This window comes from Streptomyces sp. TLI_185 (assembly GCF_003814765.1).
In the GTDB taxonomy this organism is placed as follows: domain Bacteria; phylum Actinomycetota; class Actinomycetes; order Streptomycetales; family Streptomycetaceae; genus Streptomyces.
Map to the genome: position 1 here is coordinate 8,367,171 of NZ_RKRB01000001.1, position 20,182 is coordinate 8,387,352.

The window sequence follows — 20,182 nt, forward strand, 5'->3', positions numbered from 1 at the left end:
GAGGGGAGGGGAGGGGCAAGCGCTTTCTGAATGTCACGCGAGCGCCGGGCGACCCCCAGTGCGGGTGGGGGCCGCCCGGCGATGGCCCCGACGTCAGGTGCCGGGGCCACGTACGCAGAGCCTTCAAGCGGTTCCACGGAACCGGGCGGTGGGTAGCGCCCCCTTCAGGGGCGCGGGACTGCATCGATGTGCGGCTCCGCCGCGCGGGCGCGACCAGCCACAACCGACCCGCAGCCCAAACACGGCCCAACCCGCGGAGCGCTTCGCGGGGACTATTCGAGAAGCTCCGCGTACGAACCCATGGCCAGGGCGATGTCCGCCTGGGCCCAGAACCGGTGATACGTGAACGACGGCGCCGCCCCACCCGCCAGATACGCCTGGATCTTCGACCAGGCAGGGTCGTTCTTGTAGAACGACCGCAGCGAGGAGAACGTCGACGACGAGTTGATCGCGTCGCCGTTCGGCATCTTGCCGCTCCAGCCGCTGGGCACGTACACGCTGTCGGCGAACCGGCTGTAGTCGGTACGGGTCTCCGGCACGGCGATGCCCAGGCCGTCCTGGTAGTTGCTCCACATGCCGTCCAGCAGCGCCTTCGCCGTCGACTTCGCGGTGACGTCCCCGGACTTGGCGGCGTAGTACGTCAGGACCTTGGCGTACGCGGCCGCCACACCGACATCATTGGTGTAGTCGGCGACGGTGACGTGAAGTCCGCTGTTGGAGCCGGGACTTGACGCGTTCCAGGTGTCGGGCTGCCCCGACCACTGAAGCGTCGCCGGAATCCGGTAGGTGCCGTCCGGGTTGATCGTGGTCTTGGACAGCGCCCACTTGACCCACTTGTCGAGGACCGCCTTGGCCTGCGCGTTCCCCGTCTGCTGGTAGTACTCGGCGACCCGCTCCATCGACCACGCCTGGAAGCCGAACCACTGGTTGGACGGCGGGTCGTGGTAGACGGGCTGCTGGTCGTAGTACATGCCGTAGAAGGTCGACGTACCGGACGGCGGCGTCGCGTACCGGCCCGCCCAGCTGTTGGTCGCGCCGCCCGCGATGGCGCCCTCGTCGGACTGCAGCCAGCGGTAGAACTCCAGCTGCCGGGTGAGCGAGGTACCCCAGTCGGAGGCCCCCGTCGAGGACTTGGGCTTCAGGTCCGCGTAGGAGCTCAGTGCGTACGCGGCGAGCGGGTTCTGGTAGCCGCCGTGCACATGACTGGATCCGATCCGCCAGGCCCAGCCCGCGCTGGTGTCGGTCGCGCCGCCCCATGCGTAGTACCAGGACAGCAGATAGGACGAGGCGTCCTTGCCGGTGCCGGCCGCGCAGGTGGACGGCCCGACGCAGTTGCCGATCTTCTTGAAGTACTTGTCGTACATGGCGTAGCGCAGATAGTCGCCCATCTTCGCCGCCTTGCCGACGGTGGCCGACACATCGCTGCCCTTGCCCTGTCCCTTGGCCCAGACATCGGCCCAGTACGCGGCCTGCACCGCACGCGCGTCGGCGTCCGGGGCGTCGGTGTACTTCCACTGCTTGGCGTACGACGAGTCACCCGTGAACAGGTCCAGGTACCCGTTCGTGCCGCCGTACTTGAAGGCGTCGCAGGTCGGCTGCGGCACCGTCTCCCACACCGACTCCTGCGCGCCGCGCTGGAAGGTGTTGATGTACGACGGGCCGGTGGCCGTCGGGCCTGCCTCGCACTTGCCCGGCTCGTTGCCGTACCCGTAGACGTTGTCGACGTCCTGCAGCCAGTGCATGCCGTACACGTCGTCCGTGCCGTACGCGCTCTTCAGCTCGCCCGCGATCGGATCGGAGCCGACCGAGACCGACGTGTCGAGCTTCGCCGGGTACTCGTTCGGGGTGTCCAGCTCGGGTGCGTACGTCGCCGGCTTCGAGGCGTTGTAGAAGGAGCCGGTCGGCTGGTCGGCGTGGGTGGGGATCATGTACTTCTCCATGAGAGCCCAGGCGCCGTTGAACTTGGACCAGTCACCGGTGACCTTGCCGTACATCGCCTGCAGCCAGAGCAGATAGCTGTAGGCCTCCGAGGTGGTCTCGTGTCCCTGGTCCGGAGCCTCGACGATCAGCGTCTCGACCGAGTGGTAGGGGATGCCCTCGGGTGAGAAGTAGCCGTTCGCCGGATTGGTGATCTTCCCGTAGAGGTCCAGGAAGCGGGCGTCGTACGCCTTCGAGGCCGCCAGCTCCGTCACCGTGACCGTGGCCTTGGTGTGGCCCGTCGCCGTCGACTCGAACGACGCCGAACCGGTGCCGGAGGCGTCGGCGGTGATGGTCACCTTCTGCGCGGTGCTCCAGTTGGAGGGCGTGAAGGTGAGCGTCGCGCCGCCGGTGACCGACAGGCCAGAGGCGCCGCTCGCACGGGCCGTCGTCACGGTCACATTGGCGCTCGGCTGCGTCGACAGCTTCACGTCGTACGTGCCCGTCTTGCCCTGCTGGACGCCCAGTTGGGTCGGCGAGGCCACCACGGCGGGACCCGAGGCGACCGTGATGCCGACAGGCGTCGACTCCGCGGACGCGCCCAGGCTGTCGTAGGCCTTCGCCACCAGTGAATGACTGCCCACGGACAGTCCAGAGGCCGAGAGCGTGTAGGGCGCGCTGGTGTCCGTGCCCAGCAGGGTCGTGTCGTCGTAGAACTCGACCTTGCTGATCGTCGCGTTGTCGGCCGCTGCCGCGGTCGCCGCGAGCGGCACCGCGTCGCCCTGCGTGTAGAGCGCGCCCGCGGTGGGACTGGTCAGCACGGTGACCGGCGGCTGGTGCGCGCCGGCGCAGGTGGTGCCGTTGATCGCGAAGCTCGTGGGGGCGGTGTTGGTGCCGCTGTAGGTGAACTGCGCGCCGGTGGAGACCGCGGCGCCTGCGGCGATCTTCGCGTTGTACCCGGCGTCCTTCACGGTGACCGACTGGCCCGACTGGGACCAGGTGCCGTTCCACCCGTTGCTCAGCTTCTGGTTGCCCGAGTAGGCGTACGTCAGGGTCCAGCCGTCGATGGCGTCCGTGCCGCGGTTGGTGAGGGTCAGGTCCGCGGTGAAGCCGGAGCCCCAGTCGTTCGTCTTGTAGTCGACGCTGCACTGAAGTGCCGCAGCATGAGCGGGAGTTGTACCGGTACCGAGCATGGTGAGCGGAAGAGCGAGGGCGGCCACCATGGCGGTCCACAACCGCCGTGTGGTTCTGCGTCTCCTTCTGGGCTGCATGTGCTGGTTCCTCCTTGCGGCTCGGAAAAGAGTGGGGGAGGGGAGGAGCAACAAGCCTTGAACCAGTGGGAGCGCTCCCATAGTGGGGACGAGGGTGAGGGCGGTCAAGGTGCTTGAAGAGTCGAAAAGATTCGATGCGTTTTAGCTGAGGGAAAGTCAGGAAAGTCTGTGACTCCCCTGTCCTTTGCCGTCACTTGGCGCTAGCTTCATGGACACCAGTGGGAGCGATTCCATCAGTCGACGCGTCCGTCACGGCGCGCCCGAACTGCAAGGAGTCGCTCATGCGACACCCCCCGCGTTCAGGTCTTTTACTTGTTGCCGCAGCCGTGGCCCTGGTGGGCACGGCGGTCGCACCGGTCGTCACGGCACAGGGAGCCACCCCCGCCTGCTCGGTGGAGTACTCCGTCACCAGCCAGTGGGACACCGGCTTCCAGGGCGCCGTGAGGATCACCAACAACACGGCGGCCGTGAGCAGTTGGAGCGTCAGCTTCGACTTCGCGAACGGCCAGAAGGTCAGCCAGGGCTGGAACGCCAAGTGGTCCCAGTCCGGTACGACGGTGACCGCGGCCAACGAGAGCTACAACGGCTCGCTGGCCACCGGCGCGAGCGTCAGTGCCGGGTTCCTCGCCTCCCGGTCGGGGACCAATGCCGTACCGACGTCGTTCAAGCTCAACGGGACGACCTGCAACGTCGATTCGGACCCGTCCCCGACACCGACCGAGCCGCCTGCCAGTAGCACCGCACCCGCCCTGCATGTCTCCGGGAACAAGCTCGTGGACGCCGACGGCAGGAACCGCCGACTGCTCGGCGTCAACCGTTCCGGCGGCGAGTTCATGTGCGTGCAGGGTCGCGGCATCTGGGACGGCCCGGTCGACGACGCCGCAATCAAGGCGATCGCCGACTGGAAGGCGAACGCCGTCCGCATCCCGCTCAACGAGGAGTGCTGGCTGGGGCTTTCCAACATCAAGCCCGAGTACGCGGGCGCCAACTACACGGCCGCCGTCAAGGACGTGGTGGCCAAGGCGGAGGCGCACGGCATGACGCCGATCCTCGACCTGCACTGGACCTACGGCCAGTACACCGGCAACTCGGCGGGCTGCTCCGACGTGCACGCCACCTGCCAGAAGCCGATGCCCGACATGCAGTACACACCGTCGTTCTGGTCGTCGGTGGCCAGCACCTTCAAGGCCGACCCGGCGGTCGTGTTCGACCTGTTCAACGAGCCGTATCCGGACCGGGCGACCTCCACCACCACCCAGGCCTGGCAGTGCTGGAAGGACGGAGGCACCTGCCCCGGCATCGGCTACCAGGTCGCCGGGATGCAGGACCTCGTCGACGCCGTGCGCGGCACCGGCGCCAAGAACGTCGTCATGGCCGGCGGTCTGGCGTACTCGAACGACCTCGGCCAGTGGCTGACGTACAAGCCCACCGACCCGACGGGCAATCTCGTCGCCGCCTACCACGTCTACAACTTCAACACCTGCGCGAACGAGAGCTGCTGGAACTCCACCCTCGCCCCCGTCGCGGCCCAAGTGCCGCTGCTGGCCGGGGAGATCGGCGAGAACACCTGCTCGCACTCCTTCGTCGACCAGGTCATGAAGTGGTTCGACGACCGGGGCCTGTCCTACCTCGGCTGGACCTGGAACACCTGGGACTGCTCCTCCGGTCCCTCCCTGATCTCCAACTACGACGGAACCCCCACGTCGTACGGCACCGGGCTGCGCGATCACCTGCGCGCCATCAACCCGTAAGTCCCGTATCCCCGTAAGTCCCGTATCCCCGTAATTCCCGCATCGGAGAAGGAAACCCGCACTCATGAGTCGTACCAGAACAGCGATACTCGCCGCCCTGGCGCTGGTCGCCGGGACCGCCGGGACAGCGACGGCCGTCGTCCCCGGCGGCGTCTCCGCGGCCGCCGTCCCCTGCACCGTCGACTACAAGGTGCAGAACGACTGGGGCACCGGCTTCACCGCCGCCGTCACGGTCACCAACAACAGCGCCACCAAGAGCAGTTGGGCGGTGAAGTGGTCGTACGCAGGCAACCAGAAGGTCACCAACTACTGGAACACCAAGCTCACCCAGAGCGGGACGGCCGTCACCGCCGCCAACGAGACCTACAACGGCTCGCTGGCAACCGGCGGTTCGGTCAGCTTCGGGTTCCAGGGCTCCTACAGTGGCACCAACGCGATTCCGGCCACGTTCACGCTCGACGGCGTGACCTGCAACGTCGATGACGGCAGCGGGGGAGGCGGCGGGGGCGGTGGTACCGACCCGAGCGGTCGAGTCGACAACCCGTACGCCGGCGCCAAGGTGTACGTGAACCCCGAGTGGTCCGCGCATGCCGCCGCAGAGCCGGGCGGCAGCCGCGTCTCCAACCAGCCCACCGGCGTCTGGCTCGACCGCATCGCCGCCATCAACGGCGTGGGCGGCGGCATGGGTCTGCGCGCGCACCTCGACGCGGCCCTGCAGCAGAAGGGCAGCGGCGAGGAAGTCATCCAGCTGGTCATCTACGACCTTCCCGGACGCGACTGCTCGGCCCTCGCCTCCAACGGCGAACTCGGTCCGACGGAGATCGACAAGTACAAGACGCAGTTCATCGACCCGATCGCCGCGATCCTCGCGGACAGCAAGTACAGCTCACTGCGGATCGTGACCACCGTCGAGCTCGACTCGCTGCCCAACCTGGTCACCAACACCGGCAGCCGCTCCACCGCCACGCCGGCCTGCGACACCATGCTCGCCAACGGCAACTACGTGAAGGGCGTCGGCTACGCACTGGCCAAGCTCGGTGCGATCCCCAACGTCTACAACTACATCGATGCAGGCCACCATGGCTGGCTCGGCTGGGACGACAACTTCGCGCCCTCCGCCAACGTGCTCAAGCAGGCGGCGACCAGTGAGGGCGCGACCGTCGACGACGTACAGGGCTTCATCACCAACACGGCGAACTACAGCGCCCTGAAGGAGAACAACTTCACCATCAACGACACGGTGAACGGCACCTCGGTGCGCCAGTCCAAGTGGGTGGACTGGAACCGGTACGTCGACGAGCTGTCGTACGCGCAGGCCTTCCGCAACGAGCTGGTCTCCGTCGGTTTCAACTCCGGCATCGGCATGCTGATCGACACGTCCAGGAACGGGTGGGGCGGCACCGCCCGGCCGGCGGGCCCCGGTCCGACGACCAGTGTGGACGCGTACATCGACGGCGGGCGCTACGACCGCCGTATCCACGTCGGCAACTGGTGCAACCAGTCCGGGGCCGGCCTCGGTGAGCGTCCGCAGGCGAACCCGGCGACCGGGATCGATGCGTATGTGTGGATGAAGCCGCCGGGCGAGTCCGACGGCTCCAGCTCCGCCATCCCGAACGACGAAAGCAAGGGCTTCGACCGCATGTGCGACCCGACGTATACGGGCAACCCCCGCAACGGCAACAGCATGTCGGGCGCGCTGCCGAACGCTCCGTTGTCGGGGCACTGGTTCTCGGCGCAGTTCCAGCAGCTGATGCAGAATGCTTACCCGCCGTTGTAGAGCTGAGCGAGTGGCCAGTGCTATGTCACATGCCACCAGACGGTAGACAGTAGACAGTGGAATGTGACATAGCGCTGCCGCGATCCGCCGGGTCAGCCCTCCCGGGCCAGCCCCCGGCGGATCGCATACTCCACCGCCGAGTAGTCGCCGTCCGGCCGCTCCAGCTCATACGGAACGGCCGGCATCAGCGGCGGCTGCGCCATGAAGCGGGGCCGGGTGCCGTGGTGCGGCTGGGCCGCGTGGACCAGGAAGGGGTGGCAGAGGTAGACGTCGCCGGGACGCCCGGTGGCGTAGGCGAGGGGGCGGTGCGCGGAAGCCTCGACGATCTGCGGGGCGACCTTCAGCATGGAGACGCCCTCCTCGCCGTACGGATCAAGGACGGGAGGTATGTCGAGGTGTGAGCCGACCCGGATGCGGGTGGGCGCGTCCTGCTCGGTGACCTCGGAGAAGAGGAACAGCATCAGCAGGGCGCGATCGCGTGAGCGCAGATTGGTGTGGTGCCAGCGGGACTCGACGCCATCGGGCAGATAACTCCCCTCGATGTGCCAGCCCGCGTCGTCCGGCTCCTCCTCGTGCGGGAACCGCAGCGGGAAGCTGCCCAGGGAGTAGCGCGGCATCCAGCGGCCCTCGCCCACCAGCAGGTCGAACGCCTCATGCAGGGCAGGGGAGTTGACGGCTGCGGCGAACGGTCCCTGGGCCATGCCGCCCACCCACACCACCGGGTCCTTCCAGGTTGCGGGGTCCTCGGGGTCGTACCCCGTCTCCTTCCACAACAGCCGCGCGCAGTCCTCGGCGACCCGCGGCGGAAACGCCCCCTCGATCTTCACGAACCCGTCCGTGAGGAAGCTCTCCACCAGTTCGTCGTCCATCGGGCCATCGTGGGTGACACGGTCGGCCGCACGCACCTGATTTTTGCCGCTGCTTTTTGCCATGACGGCAACAGCGCTGGCCCTCTTGCGGTGCGTCGGCGCACTCTGGGCGGCACCCGGAGAGAGGCTGACCCCCATGGCGCACGGACACCACCAGCACGGCGATCACGACCACGGCACGCACGACCACGGCCACCACGACCACACCGACATCGACTGGGCCGATATGGCCCCGCTGCTGGAATCGCAGGCGGAGCTGTTCACATCCCTCTACGAGCGGGCCATGACCTGGCTGACCGACAAACAGACCGAACCGGGGCTGATCGTCGACGCGGGCAGCGGACCCGGTGTCGTCTCCTGTCTGCTCGCCGAGGCCTTCCCAGGGGCCCGGGTCGTGGCGGTCGACGGCTCGGCGCCGCTCCTGGAGCGGGCCCGGGCCCGGGCCGACCGGCTGGGGGTCGGTGATCGCTTCGGTACGCTCACCGGTGAACTGCCCGGCGTGCTGGACGAGTTGGACTATCCGGCCGATCTGCTGTGGGCCAGCCGCAGCCTGCACCACATCGGCGACCAGCGGGCCGCCCTGGCCGCCTTCGCCGCGCGGCTCGCGCCCGGCGGCACACTCGCTCTCATGGAGGGCGGTCTGCCCGCGCGGTTCCTGCCGCGCGACATCGGGATCGGCCGCCCCGGTCTGCAGGCCCGCCTCGACGTGCTGGAGGAGGAGTGGTTCGCCGAGATGCGGTCGAGCCTGCCCGGCGCGGTCGCCGAGACCGAGGACTGGCCGGCCCTGATGGCGGCCGCGGGCCTCAGGCCCACCGGCACCCGCACCTTCCTGCTCGACCTGCCCGCCCCGGCCAAGGACCGCGCCCGCGCCTATGTCGCCGCCTCCCTCTCCCGCCTCCGTGACGGTCTCGGCGACCACCTCGACGCCACCGACCGCGCCACCCTCGACCAGCTCCTCGACCCCGACGACAAGGCGAGCGTGCATCACCGCCCGGACGTGTTCGTACTGGCGGCGCACACGGTGCACACGGCTGCCCATGCCATGTGAGGGGCAGTCCGACTGACCTGCCCAGAAGGTCAGTCGGACTGCCTTGAAGCTTGCGTGCCCCGTGGCCTCAGTTGTTCTGCAGGAACTTCTTCGCCAGCTGATCCCCCAGCGAGACCGCCGCGCTGTGGCTCTCGATGGGGGACACCTGCGAGTTCTTGAAGAGGATGTAGGTCACTCCGGAGTCGGTGCCGCCCGTCTCGGGGTTGGAATCGATGCCGAGGGCGTGGGCGGTGGCGTATGACGCCTCGCCGATGATCTTCGTGGGACCGGTGTCGCCGACGACGGCGTACTCGACCTTGTTGTTGTAGATCACGGCGACCACGCCGCCGCCCTTGATGCCGGCGCTGGAGTAGTTCCAGATGCTGCTGGAGCTGGGCACGACCACGTACGGCAGTGAATCGGCCTTGAGCGGCTTGCCGTTGGACTGGTGGAACGCCGTGTCGTCCTGGTACCAGGGGTCGGTGTTCTCGTTGCACTTCGAGGTGCGCTGTCCGTCGCAGTCGATGTCCATGTCGGCCTTCCAGAAGACCGCGCCGTTCTTGCCGCAGACGGGGATCGTGGCCGACGTCTCGTCGTCCGTCTTGTACTTGCCGTGGGAGATCTGCTGACACGACGTCACCTTGGCGAGCAGGTCGGCCGCGCTGACCGAGCCCTCCTGGGTGGACGCCGGTCCTGCCGTACCGGAGGCGTTTGCGGGGAGCACTCCGGCGGCGAGCAGCGCGGCCCCGGAGGCCGCGGCGAGGGTCAGTGTTCGTATGCGCACTGTGGGGGACCCTTCTGTTAGGAAAGTTTCCTTACTCGGGTGCCGTACAAGGTGGCCCTCTTTGCGTGTCCTCGTCAACCCCTTGGTCCGGACTTCCGTGCCACGACGCCGTATCCGGCCCTGATTGCAGCGGTTTGCCCGGAGGGGAAGACTGGAGAGGCGGAATATCCAGATATGCGCCCGACTTCTGGGAGGCGAGACGTCATGTTCGTTCGCACGGTGTATGCGACCGGGGATCCCGCGAAGGTCGACACGGCCATTAGGGCCTTGAACTCGCAGGGGCGGGAGCTGCTGGAGGAGCGTCCTGGCTATCGCGGTGCCGGCATCTTCGTGGACCGGGAGCTCGGCAAGCTGCTGGCGGCGAGCTGGTGGGAGTCCGAGGACGCCCGGCGCAACAGCGACGAGGTCATGCGTGAACGGCGCGGCGCGCTGCTGGAGCCGTTCGCGGCGACGACCGCGGTCGAGAACTACGAGGCGGCTGTCTTCCATCAGATACGGCAGCCGGAGGCGGGCGGCGGACTGCGGATCACGAGGCTGGAGTTCGATCCCATGGACGCGGATCTGCTCGCCGAGACCTTCCGCGCGTCGGTGGTGCCCAGGCTCGACGCCCTGTCCGGGCTGGCCAGGGCGGTGCTGCTCATCGACCGGGAGCGCGGACGCGGCCTGGTCGGCACCACGTTCACCGACCGCGGCTCCCTCGCCGCGTCCCGCGGGCCCCAGGCGTCTGCCCGGCACGAGGGTGCGGCCAAGGCGCATGTGACCGTGATCGGACTGGAGGAGTTCGAGGTCGTCTACGCGGATGTGCGCGGCAACTGACGGGTCCCGTACGGGAGTTGTCCGGCGCGCCGGCTCCGGTACACGGGTCGGCCCCCGCCGAACGGCGGGGGCCGACCCGTGTACCGAGGCGGCCGTCAGGCCATGTTGAACGTCGACGGGTCCGGCCCGAGGCGCCGGTCCTCGTTGAGCGCGCTGATCGCGGCGAGGTCCTCGGTGTCCAGGCTGAAGTCGAAGACCTCGATGTTCTCCTTGATCCGGGACGGAGTCACGGACTTGGGGATCACGATGTTGCCGAGCTGCAGATGCCAGCGCAGCACGACCTGGGCCGGGGTGCGGCCGTGCTTCTGGGCGATGGCGACGATCGCCGGGACCTCCAGGAGGCCCTTGCCGGAGCCGAGCGGTGACCAGGCCTCGGTGGCGATGCCCTGCTCCGCGTGGTACTCGCGGGCTGTGTGCTGCTGCAGGTGCGGGTGCAGCTCGATCTGGTCGACCGCAGGGATGACCGACGTCTCGGCGATCAGCCGCTGGAGGTGGTCGGGCTCGAAGTTGGAGACGCCGATCGCCCGGATACGGCCGTCGGCGTGCAGCTTCTCGAACGCCTTGTACGTGTCGACGTACTTGTCCCGGGCCGGGGTCGGCCAGTGGATCAGGTACAGGTCGACGTACTCCACGCCGAGCTTGGCCAGCGACGCGTCGAAGGCGCGCAGCGTGGAGTCGTAGCCCTGGTCGCTGTTCCAGAGCTTGGTGGTGAGGAAGATGTCCTCGCGGGGGACGCCGGAGGCGGCGATCGCCTTGCCGGTGCCCTCTTCGTTGCCGTAGATCGCCGCTGTGTCGATGCTGCGGTACCCGGCCTCCAACGCGGTGGCGACGGCCCGCTCCGCCTCGTCGTCCGGCACCTGCCAGACGCCGAAGCCCAGCTGGGGCATCTCGACGCCGTTGTTGAGGATGATCGGGGGGACCTTGCTGCTCACGAGCTCTTGATCCTTACGGTTGTCGTCAGGTGTTACTCCCATCGTCAACGATCACGGGCGGTAATGCATTCCTGACGGGAGAATCCGCGCGAACTGACCGATGAGTCAGTTGAGGGATCCGAGGATTGTCCGGAAATGCATCCGACGTCTTCGGTCCGGACCATTGACGCCGGGCCTTCCTCCCGCAACTCTGGATCGCGCCACCGAACGAGTTCATGAACTCGGTGCATGCATGTGAACACCTCGCACCTGTCTGGGCCCCCTCAACCCCCCACCCCTCAGGAAAGCAGGTACTGCCACATGAACGACACGCTCCCTCCCGCCCTCCGTACGGAACGGGCCCTCCCGGAAGAGCGGGAGACATCGGATGAAAACGCCTGGCAAAGGCCTGGCTATGAGGTGGTCGAGACCGCTCTCGAAGTGACCGCGTACGCCCTCGGCGACCGCTGACCCCTCGTACGGCGACCGCACCGTGACCACGACAACCGTCCTCCCCCACTGCCTTAAGGGCGTGGGAGGTGCCCCCATCGACGGCGCCACCGCCTGGGGAACCGCCGAGTTCACCGAGCGGCTGCGCGCCGTCGCGGCGGAGCGCTACCACGACCGCCACCCCTTCAACGTGCGGATGCACCGCGGTGAACTGAGCCAGGCCGAGTTGCGCCGCTGGATCGCCAACCGCTTCCACTATCAGCGCCACATCCCCGTCAAGGACGCCCTGATCCTCGCCAAGCTGGACCGGCCCGAGCTGCGCAGATCCTGGCTGCGTCGCATCCAGGACCACGACGGCACGGCCGAGCGGGAGGGCGGGATCGAACGTTGGCTGCGGCTCGGCGAGGCGGCCGGCCTGCACCGAGACGAACTGTGGGACGGCTCCCGGGTGCTGTCCGGCGTCCGGTTCGCGGTCGACGGATACGTCAACTTCTGCCGCCTGCAACCGACTCTGGACGCGATCGCCGCCTCGCTGACGGAGCTGTCCGCACCCGACCTCATGCGCACCCGCATCGCCGCCTTCGAGCGCCATTACCCCTGGATCGACCCGGACGGCCTCGCCTACTTCCGCACCCGCATCGACCAGGGCGGCCGCGACGGAGCCGAGGCCCTCGCCCTCGTCCTGGATCTCGCCCGCACCCGCGAGCAGCAGCAACGCGCGCTGGCCGCCCTCGAGTTCAAGTGCGAGGTGCTGTGGTCGCTGCTGGACGCGGTGGACGGAGGCGGCCCATGACCTGGCGTCCGGAACTCTCCCGCGGTGTGGTCCTGCGCCACGACCGCGTGCGGGACACCGATCTGCTGCTGCTCCCCGAGCGGGTGGTGGTGCTGCGCGGCAGCGCGGGCCCTGTCCTCCGCCTCTGCGACGGCACACGCGCGGTGGACGACATCGTCGCCGAGCTCGGCGAACGGCACCCCGGCGCGCCCGTCGCCGACGACGTCCCCGACTTCCTCGACACGTTGCGAAAGGAGGGCTGGCTCGCATGACCGTGGACGCCCCCTGGGCGCTGCTCGCCGAACTCACCCACGGCTGTCCGCTGCGCTGCGGGTACTGCTCCAACCCTGTCGAACTGATCGGTCGGTCAAGGGAGCTGGACGCCGGGCAGTGGTCCGACGTGTTCCGCCAGGCCGCCGACCTCGGCGTCGTGCAGACACACCTCTCCGGCGGCGAACCCCTGCTCCGACGCGATCTGCCCCGTATCGTCGCGGCCGCCGACACCGCGGGCCTCTACACCCAGCTGGTCACCAGCGGGGTGGGCCTGAGCGAGCGGCGCACGGCGGAGCTCGCCGAGGCCGGGCTGCGCAGCGTCCAGCTCTCGGTGCAGCACGCCGACCCGCGGGCCTCCGAGCGCATTGCCGGCGCCCGCTCGTTCGCGGCCAAGGAGCGCGCCGCCCGGCTGATCCGCGCCTCCGGGCTCGCCTTCGGCCTCAACATCGTGCTCCACCGCGCCAATCTCGACGCCCTCGACGACCTGATCGCCCTCGGTCTTGCGTGGGGCGCCGACCGCATCGAACTCGCCCACACGCAGTTCCACGGCTGGGCCCTGCGCAACCGGGCGACCCTGCTGCCCACCCGTGAACAGGTCGAGCAGGCCCGCGCGTCGGTCTCCCGCTGGCGCGAACTCCTCGATGGCGCAGTGGAGTTGGTGTGGGTGGCCGCGGACTGGGTGGACGCCACCGCGAAACCCTGCATGGGCGGCTGGGGTGCGGTCTCACTCACCGTCGCCCCGGACGGCACGGTCCTGCCCTGCCCGGCGGCGGCCGCCCTGCCGGACCTCGACCCGCCGAACGTGCGCGAGCACCGACTGGCCTGGATCTGGCGGGAGTCGAAGGCCTTCAACGCCTACCGCGGCGATTCCTGGATGCCCGAGCCCTGCCGCGGCTGCGCCCTGCGCACCAGCGACCACGGCGGCTGCCGCTGCCAGGCCCACGCCCTCACCGGCGACGCCGGCCGCACCGACCCCGCCTGCCGGCACGCCCCCGATCATCACCTCGTACGCGATCTCGTGCAGGGGCCGCGCGGCGACCTCGCGTACGCCTACCGAAAGGGAGGAACATGAGCCCCAGACGTCTGCGGACGGCACTGACGACCCTCGCCCTCGTCACCGCCGGCCTCGTCACCCTGCCGGCGGCGACACCGGCTCCGCCCGCCGCTCCCGTGTCCGCACACCTGCGGGCCGCCGCCCCCGACTGGTCCGTGGCCGTCGTCGACTCCACCATGGCCCGCTACACCCCGAGCACCATCGGCGGCTGGTCCTACCCGGTCGGCCTCTACCTCTACGGCCAGTACCTCACCTACAGGCGCACCCATGACGCCCGCTACCTGACGTACATCAAGAACTACGTCGACCGGTTCGTGAAGAGGGACGGCTCCATCGACCAGTCCTTCAACAGCCTGGACAGCATGCAGGCCGGCCGCCTGCTCGTGATCCTGCACCACGAGACCGGCCAGGACCGCTACCGCAAGGCCGCGAAGAAGATCCTCGACCGGCTGGCCCGCTACCCGCGCACCGCCGACGGCGGCTTCTGGCACGCGGACTCCGCAGGCCGCGCCCACCAGCTCTGGTCGGACGGCGTCTATATGGTGAACCCGTTCCTCGTCGAGTACGGCAAGGAGTTCGGCGACAGCGCGTACACCGACGACGAGGCGGCCAAGCAGCTGTATGTGTACGGCAGTCATCTGCAAGTGGCGAACGGTCTGCTGAGGCACGCCTACGACGAGTCGAAGAGCGCGAGCTGGGCCGACCCGCAGACCGGGCTCGCCCCCGAGCACTGGTGCCGCGCGGTCGGCTGGTACTCCATGGCCATCGTCAATGTGCTGGACGCGCTCCCTGCGAACCATCCGCGCCGACTCCAACTCCTCGGCATCTTCCGGGAGTTGGCGGCCGGTCTGGAGAAGTACCAGGATCCGGCGACCGGCCGCTGGTTCCAGGTGATCGACAAGGGCGGCCGGAGCGGCAACTGGACCGAGACGTCCTGCTCCAGCATGTTCACCTACGCCCTGTCGCGCGGAGCTCAGCAGCACTACCTCGACCCCCACTACGCGGAGGTGGCCCGCCGGGGCTACCAAGGCGTGCTCGCCAAGCTCTCGACCGGCCCGGACGGCCGTACCGACCTCGCCGACATCTCCGTCGGCACGAACGTCGGCGACTACGCGTACTACGTCGCCCGCACCCGGGCCGCCAACGACTTCCACGGGTTGGGCGCCTTCCTGATCATGAACGAGCAACTGCGAGGTGATTAGTGTCATGAGCACATCCAGAAGGGTGCTGTTGGGCGCCGCTCTCGGTGGCGCGGCCACAGCGGCGGTCGGCGTGCCGGCCACCACCGCCCACGCCGCCTCCTGGCAGCAGAAATGGGCACCGTCCGCGAGCGGCGACGGTCTCGGCGCCTTCGAGACGGTCGAGGACGACCGCGCCGACTCGCACCCCGCCGGTCATCCGCACATCTTCGCCACCGGCAACAACTGGCGCTTCAACATGCACACCGTCGACCGCGACACCTCGACTGACCGCCAGCGCCAGGAGGTCACGGGCCTGCGCACGAGCGGCAGCAGCTATCTCAAGTGGACGCAGGGCCAGACCTGGCGGCTCACGTACTCGATGTACATCCCGAGCTCGCTGAAGGCGACGACGACCTTCACGCACATCATGCAGATGAAGCAGCCGGGCAACGGCACCTCGCCCATCGTCGTGCAGTCCCTCCGCCGGGTGAACGGCAGGTCGACCATCGAGCTGAAGCTCGCCATCGACGACATCCTCGTCGGCCGCACCGACCTGGACCCGCTCCACGACAAATGGACGGACGTCGACTTCCAGATCAAGGTCGGCAACGGCTCCGCGGGCTCGGTCCGCTGGATCCTCAAGTCCGGCGGCTCCACCGTCATCGACGCGTCGAAAACCGGCGTCGACACCTTCCTCGCCGACCGCGTGCGCCCGAAGTGGGGCATCTACCGCTCCCTCGGCGACACCTCCGGGTCCCTGCAGAACACCTACCTGCTGCTCACCAATCTCCGCGGATACCAACTCGTCTGAGGAACCGTCATATGAGACCCCCCACCGCACAGCGGACAGGAGCGGCGGCGATCGTGTTCTTCGTCATCGCCGTCGTCCTCGGACTCGCCCACCCCGCCGCGCTCGCGGCCCCGCACCCCGCCCCGCACACCGCCACCGTCTACGACGTCCGTGACTACGGGGCCAAGGCGAACGGCTCCGCCAACGACACCCCCGCCATCAACAAGGCCATCACGGCGGCGAGTTCGGCCGGTGGCGGCGGCATCGTCCGCTTCCCCGCCGGCGCCTACAAGTCCCAGAGCACCATCCACATGAAGAGCCATGTGACGCTCCAGCTCGACAAGGGCGCCACGATCCAGGGCGCCGGCGCCGACACCTACGACAAGGCCGAGGCCAACCCGTACGACGCCTACCAGGACTACGGGCACAGCCACTTCCACGACGCGATGATCTACGGCGACAGGCTGACCGACATCGGCTTCGTCGGGCAGGGCGTCATCGACGGCATGGGCAACCTGATCACCGGCAACCCGAAGTCCGGCGAGGCCGACAAGATCATTTCGCTCACGCGCTGCGACGGACTGCGCATCGGTGACGGACTCACCCTGCGCCGCGGCGGTCACTTCGCCGCGCTGGTCAACGGCTGCAAGAACGTCACCTCGGACCGTCTGACCATCGACACCGCGAGCGACCGCGACGGCTGGAACATCATCTCCACCACGAATGTCACGGTGACGAACGCCGACATCAAGGCCAACGACGACGCGCTCGTCTTCAAGAGCGACTACGCCCTCGGCGCCAAGCTCCCCAACGGCCACGTACGCGTCAACGACTCCCACCTGTCGGCCCGTTGCTGCAACGCCCTGATGTTCGGCTCCGAGACCTGCGGTGACTTCTCGGACTACCGGTTCGAGAAGATCCGGATCGAGGGCGCGGACAAGTCCGGCCTCGGCATGGTGTCGATGGACGGCGCGAAGATCTCGGACGTCCACTACCGCGACATCACGATGACCAACGTCCACTCACCGATCATGCAGAAGATCGGCACTCGGAAGCGCTGCGGCAACCATCCCGGCGTCGGATCGATCAGCGACATCACCTACGACAACATCACGGCCACCGGCAACAGCCCGTCCTTCAGTCCGACCCTCTGGGGCGAGACCGGCCACCGGATCGAAGACGTCACCTTCAACAACGTCCACATCACCGTGCCCGGCGGCCACGGCACCATGTCCACCGCCGTGCCCAGCAACGACCCCAACGACTACAACCCGAAGGCCATCGGCACCCGGCCGGCGTACGGCTGGTACCTGCACAACGCCGACCACGTCCAATTCGCCGACAGCTCCGTCAAGTTCGCGGCGGACGACGGCCGCCCCGCGGTCATCGCCAACGCGGCCGGCGACATCCGTTTCACCGACTTCACCGCGGGGCGCGGCTCCGGCTCGCCGTACGACATGGGCTTCCAGGACGTCGACGGGTACTGCCTGACCGGCGTGACGCTGCGGGTGTCGAGCAGTGGATCCACCGAGAACTGCGCGAGCGCCGTGCGGCCGCGCGACCTGGACAACCCCCGGCAGGACTTCCTCCGCAACTCCGTCGGCGGCCTCTTCCTGCACTGGGGCCTGCGCACCGCACCCGCCCACACCAGCTGCACCGCCTGGGAGAAGGACGTCACCAGCGGTGGCTGGACACCGGACTACTGGGTGAACGAGGCGAAGAAACTGCACACCCAGTACCTCGTCCTCGCCACCTTCCACAGCCGCCTCGGCTACGCCCGCCCCTGGCCGTCGAAGATCCCCGGATCCTGCTCCACCGAGCGGGACTTCCTCGGCGAGCTGGTCACCGCCGCCAAGGCCAAGGGCATGAAGGTCATCCTCTACATGACCGACGACCCGAAGTGGCACGACGAGGGCGGCCACGAGTGGCTCGACTCGGCGGCCTACTCCGCCTACAAGGGCAAGAACGTCGACCTGACCACCCGCGACGGCTTCGGGCAGTTCAGCTACGACAACTTCTTCGAGGTCATGGACCGCTACCCCGACCTCGGCGGCTTCTGGATCGACAACGACAACGCGTACTGGGAGAGCCACGACCTCTACCGGCAGATCTACCAGAAGCGCCCGGGTTACACGCTCAGCAACAACAACGAAGACACGCCGATCATGGACATGATCAGCAATGAGCAGAAGACGGGGATGACGCCCGCCTACGACTACCCGCAGGCGATCTACACTGCCCAACCCCGTCTGACCGAGGCCGACTTCAAGCTGCCCTCGACCGGTGCGTGGTGGTACGACGGCTCCGACCCGGCCGTCGACAAGAAGCTCACCCTCGGCCGGCTGATCACCAACGCGGGCTCCTCGGTCAAGGCCCTGATGGCCGAGACCGCCCAGGTCAACGGCAGGTTCCCGGCCAACCAGGCCGCCTTCAACACCTTCGCCGACTCCTACCTCGACCCCATCTGGGAGTCCCTGCACGGCACCGAGGGCGGCGGCTACATGTACGGCGGCCTCAAGCCCGGCTTCTGGAACGACGGCGCGCACGGCGTGACGACCATCGCCAAGGGTGAGCCGAACCGGCAGTACGTCCACGTCCTGACCCCGCCGAGCACGAGTACCCTGCGCATCCGCGACAACGGCTACCGCATCGCCTCCGTCACCAACCTCCGTACTGGAAAGGCGGTTTCGTGGTCGCAGTCGGGCGGTGTGCTGACGCTGACCGGCCTCGGCGACTGGGACCCGTACGACACCGTCTTCAAGGTCACCACCGCCGGCCGCCAGGGCATCCTCACCGGCGTCAAGGTGACCGCGAGCGCCTCCGCGAGCGGACATTCCGGGACGGCCGCTGGCGACGGCGACTTCCTCACCTACTGGGACAACGACAAGACCCTGCCGGTCAGCCTCACCTTCGACCTCGGCTCGGCCAGGAAGGTCCAGTACCTCGGGCTCAACCAGCGCGAGGACTCCGTCGCCTACGCCCGCTCGGACACCGAGCAGTCGGCGCGGATCAAGGACTACAAGGTGTACCTGAGCAACGACGGCACGACCTGGGGGAGCGCGGTCAAGGCCGGTCAGCTCCCAAGTCGCCGCGGAATCCAGGGCATTGACCTCACCTCGGCCAAGGCCCGCTACGTCCGCCTGGAGATCGACACCACCTGGGCCGCCTCCACCGACACCACCCGCTACCAGCGGCTGCGGATCGACGAGGCGTGGATCGGCACGTCGTACGCCACACCGGCGGCCTTCACCCCCATGTCGGACAACGGGCAGTCCCTGCGCCCCGCCATGGGCTGGAGCAGCTGGAGCTTCGTGCGCCGCTCACCGACCGAGGCGAAGATCAAGGCGCAGGCGGACGCGCTGGTGTCGAGCGGCCTGAAGGACCACGGCTTCGTGTACGTCAACCTGGACGACTTCTGGCAGAAGTGCGACTCCAACGGCTTCGTCGTCGACAACTACGGCCGCTGGGCCGTCGACACGGCCAAGTTCCCGGACGGCATCAAGGCCCTCGCCGACTACATCCACTCCAAGGGCCTGAAGTTCGGCTTCTACGTGACGCCCGGCATCGCGAAGAACGCCGTCACGAAGAACACGCCGATCGAGGGGACCTCGTACCACGCGAAGGACATCGCGGACACCTCGAAGACCGAGAAGAACTACAACTGCAAGAACATGTACTACATCGACTACTCCAAGCCGGGCGCCCAGGAGTTCGTGAACTCCTGGGCCAGGCAGTTCGCCTCCTGGGGAGTCGACTACCTGAAGATCGACGGTGTGGGCAGCCAGGACATCCCGGACGTGCGGGCCTGGGACAAGTCGCTGCGGGCGAGCGGACGGCCCGTCAATTTCGCGCTCTCCAACAACCTTCCGATCTCCGATGCCGCCACCTGGCGGGGGCTCGCCAACAGCTGGCGCACCCAGGGAGACGTCGAGTGCTACTGCGGCCCGGGCCCCAACGGCAGCGGCTATCCGCTCACCGACTGGCCCCATGTCTCCGCCCGCTTCAACACCGCCGCCTCCTGGCAGCCGTACGCGGGACCCGGCGGCTGGAACGACCTGGACTCCCTGGAGGTCGGCAACGGCGACCAGGTCGGTCTCACCGCCGACCAGCGCCGTTCTCACTTCACCCTGTGGGCGATGGCGGCCTCGCCGCTGCTGCTCGGCACCGATCTCACCCACCTCGACTCCGTGGACAAGGCGATGCTGACCAATGACCGGCTGATCGGTGTCGACCAGGACGGGGTGGCCGCGAAACGGGTTGTGAACAGTGGGGTCAGGCAGGTCTGGAGCAAACGCGAGAACAGCGGTGACTACGTGGTGGCGCTGTTCAACACCGGTACGTCCGGCAACTCCACGGTCACTGTGAACTGGTCGCAGGTCGGCTTCGCCGGCTCCGGCGACGTCACCGACCTGTGGTCCGGTTCGCACAAGGGGACGGTCGCCGACACGTACAGCGCGACCCTGCGCCCGGGAGAGACACGGCTGATCAGGGTCAGGCCCGTCAACTCCCTCAAGGTCTTCGTCCCGTACACGGGCTGAG

Annotated in this window: 15 protein-coding genes; 11 read left to right on the forward strand and 4 right to left on the reverse strand. The window is 68.2% G+C overall.

Translation table 11 applies throughout. The features are described 5' to 3' along the window. Positions 1 to 272: 272 nt before the first annotated feature. Positions 273 to 3,188: a glycoside hydrolase family 48 protein gene (locus EDD92_RS38540; RefSeq protein WP_123968570.1), complete on the reverse strand. Its 2,916-nt coding sequence runs from the start codon at positions 3,186 to 3,188 to the stop codon at positions 273 to 275. Positions 3,189 to 3,469: 281 nt separating this feature from the next. On the opposite strand from EDD92_RS38540, the gene EDD92_RS38545 reads away from it, so the two are divergent. After that, on the forward strand, positions 3,470 to 4,939 hold the full coding sequence (locus tag EDD92_RS38545) for a cellulase family glycosylhydrolase (RefSeq protein WP_123968571.1): 1,470 nt from the start codon (positions 3,470 to 3,472) through the stop codon (positions 4,937 to 4,939). Positions 4,940 to 5,003: 64 nt separating this feature from the next. Continuing rightward, the gene (locus EDD92_RS38550; protein WP_123968572.1) at positions 5,004 to 6,716 is read left to right on the forward strand and encodes a glycoside hydrolase family 6 protein; all 1,713 of its coding nucleotides are present in this window, start codon (positions 5,004 to 5,006) and stop codon (positions 6,714 to 6,716) included. 92 nt (positions 6,717 to 6,808) lie between these two features. On the opposite strand, the gene EDD92_RS38555 is transcribed toward EDD92_RS38550, so the two are convergent. Further along, positions 6,809 to 7,585, reverse strand: coding sequence for a phytanoyl-CoA dioxygenase family protein (locus tag EDD92_RS38555; protein WP_185124261.1), 777 nt, complete (start codon positions 7,583 to 7,585; stop codon positions 6,809 to 6,811). Positions 7,586 to 7,721: 136 nt separating this feature from the next. On the opposite strand from EDD92_RS38555, the gene EDD92_RS38560 reads away from it, so the two are divergent. Continuing rightward, the gene (locus EDD92_RS38560) at positions 7,722 to 8,633 is read left to right on the forward strand and encodes a trans-aconitate 2-methyltransferase (protein WP_123968574.1); all 912 of its coding nucleotides are present in this window, start codon (positions 7,722 to 7,724) and stop codon (positions 8,631 to 8,633) included. Positions 8,634 to 8,700: 67 nt separating this feature from the next. On the opposite strand, the gene EDD92_RS38565 is transcribed toward EDD92_RS38560, so the two are convergent. Further along, the gene (locus EDD92_RS38565) at positions 8,701 to 9,396 is read right to left on the reverse strand and encodes a glycoside hydrolase family 75 protein (RefSeq protein WP_123968575.1); all 696 of its coding nucleotides are present in this window, start codon (positions 9,394 to 9,396) and stop codon (positions 8,701 to 8,703) included. Between the two features lie 204 nt (positions 9,397 to 9,600). Between EDD92_RS38565 and EDD92_RS38570 the strand changes: the two genes are divergently transcribed. After that, positions 9,601 to 10,212, forward strand: coding sequence for a hypothetical protein (locus EDD92_RS38570; RefSeq protein WP_123968576.1), 612 nt, complete (start codon positions 9,601 to 9,603; stop codon positions 10,210 to 10,212). A 95-nt stretch (positions 10,213 to 10,307) separates the two neighbouring features. On the opposite strand, the gene EDD92_RS38575 is transcribed toward EDD92_RS38570, so the two are convergent. Continuing rightward, entirely contained in the window at positions 10,308 to 11,144 is an 837-nt protein-coding gene (locus EDD92_RS38575) for an aldo/keto reductase (RefSeq protein ID WP_123968577.1), read from the reverse strand. A 300-nt stretch (positions 11,145 to 11,444) separates the two neighbouring features. Here EDD92_RS38575 and pqqA point away from each other — a divergent pair, with 300 nt between their 5' ends. The 7 genes from pqqA to EDD92_RS38610 all read left to right on the forward strand — a co-directional run bounded on the left by pqqA (position 11,445) and on the right by EDD92_RS38610 (position 20,181). After that, entirely contained in the window at positions 11,445 to 11,594 is a 150-nt protein-coding gene (gene pqqA, locus EDD92_RS38580; protein ID WP_123968578.1) for a pyrroloquinoline quinone precursor peptide PqqA, read from the forward strand. Positions 11,595 to 11,655: 61 nt separating this feature from the next. After that, the gene (gene pqqC, locus EDD92_RS38585) at positions 11,656 to 12,366 is read left to right on the forward strand and encodes a pyrroloquinoline-quinone synthase PqqC (protein WP_123968579.1); all 711 of its coding nucleotides are present in this window, start codon (positions 11,656 to 11,658) and stop codon (positions 12,364 to 12,366) included. Continuing rightward, positions 12,363 to 12,617, forward strand: coding sequence for a pyrroloquinoline quinone biosynthesis peptide chaperone PqqD (pqqD, locus tag EDD92_RS38590; protein WP_123968580.1), 255 nt, complete (start codon positions 12,363 to 12,365; stop codon positions 12,615 to 12,617). The genes pqqC and pqqD overlap by 4 nt, the downstream gene beginning before the upstream one ends. Beyond that, entirely contained in the window at positions 12,614 to 13,690 is a 1,077-nt protein-coding gene (pqqE, locus tag EDD92_RS38595; protein ID WP_123968581.1) for a pyrroloquinoline quinone biosynthesis protein PqqE, read from the forward strand. The genes pqqD and pqqE overlap by 4 nt, the downstream gene beginning before the upstream one ends. Then, a complete protein-coding gene (locus EDD92_RS38600) occupies positions 13,687 to 14,874 on the forward strand; it encodes a glycoside hydrolase family 105 protein (protein WP_123968582.1) in 1,188 nt (395 codons plus the stop codon). Before pqqE ends, EDD92_RS38600 begins: the two co-directional genes overlap by 4 nt. A 4-nt stretch (positions 14,875 to 14,878) precedes the next feature. Beyond that, positions 14,879 to 15,664: a heparin lyase I family protein gene (locus tag EDD92_RS38605; protein ID WP_123968583.1), complete on the forward strand. Its 786-nt coding sequence runs from the start codon at positions 14,879 to 14,881 to the stop codon at positions 15,662 to 15,664. An 11-nt stretch (positions 15,665 to 15,675) separates the two neighbouring features. Continuing rightward, positions 15,676 to 20,181, forward strand: coding sequence for a glycosyl hydrolase family 28 protein (locus tag EDD92_RS38610; protein ID WP_123968584.1), 4,506 nt, complete (start codon positions 15,676 to 15,678; stop codon positions 20,179 to 20,181). Position 20,182: the final 1 nt, after the last annotated feature.

Excerpts from the sequence above, each read along its gene's own strand:
- EDD92_RS38540 (WP_123968570.1), bottom strand. The coding sequence starts at position 3,188 with ATGCAGCCCAGAAGGAGACGCAGAACCACACGGCGGTTGTGGACCGCC.
- EDD92_RS38545 (WP_123968571.1), top strand. The coding sequence starts at position 3,470 with ATGCGACACCCCCCGCGTTCAGGTCTTTTACTTGTTGCCGCAGCCGTG.
- EDD92_RS38550 (WP_123968572.1), top strand. The coding sequence starts at position 5,004 with ATGAGTCGTACCAGAACAGCGATACTCGCCGCCCTGGCGCTGGTCGCC.
- EDD92_RS38555 (WP_185124261.1), bottom strand. The coding sequence starts at position 7,585 with ATGGACGACGAACTGGTGGAGAGCTTCCTCACGGACGGGTTCGTGAAG.
- EDD92_RS38560 (WP_123968574.1), top strand. The coding sequence starts at position 7,722 with ATGGCGCACGGACACCACCAGCACGGCGATCACGACCACGGCACGCAC.
- EDD92_RS38570 (WP_123968576.1), top strand. The coding sequence starts at position 9,601 with ATGTTCGTTCGCACGGTGTATGCGACCGGGGATCCCGCGAAGGTCGAC.
- pqqA (WP_123968578.1), top strand. The coding sequence starts at position 11,445 with ATGAACGACACGCTCCCTCCCGCCCTCCGTACGGAACGGGCCCTCCCG.
- pqqD (WP_123968580.1), top strand. The coding sequence starts at position 12,363 with ATGACCTGGCGTCCGGAACTCTCCCGCGGTGTGGTCCTGCGCCACGAC.
- pqqE (WP_123968581.1), top strand. The coding sequence starts at position 12,614 with ATGACCGTGGACGCCCCCTGGGCGCTGCTCGCCGAACTCACCCACGGC.
- EDD92_RS38600 (WP_123968582.1), top strand. The coding sequence starts at position 13,687 with ATGAGCCCCAGACGTCTGCGGACGGCACTGACGACCCTCGCCCTCGTC.
- EDD92_RS38605 (WP_123968583.1), top strand. The coding sequence starts at position 14,879 with ATGAGCACATCCAGAAGGGTGCTGTTGGGCGCCGCTCTCGGTGGCGCG.
- EDD92_RS38610 (WP_123968584.1), top strand. The coding sequence starts at position 15,676 with ATGAGACCCCCCACCGCACAGCGGACAGGAGCGGCGGCGATCGTGTTC.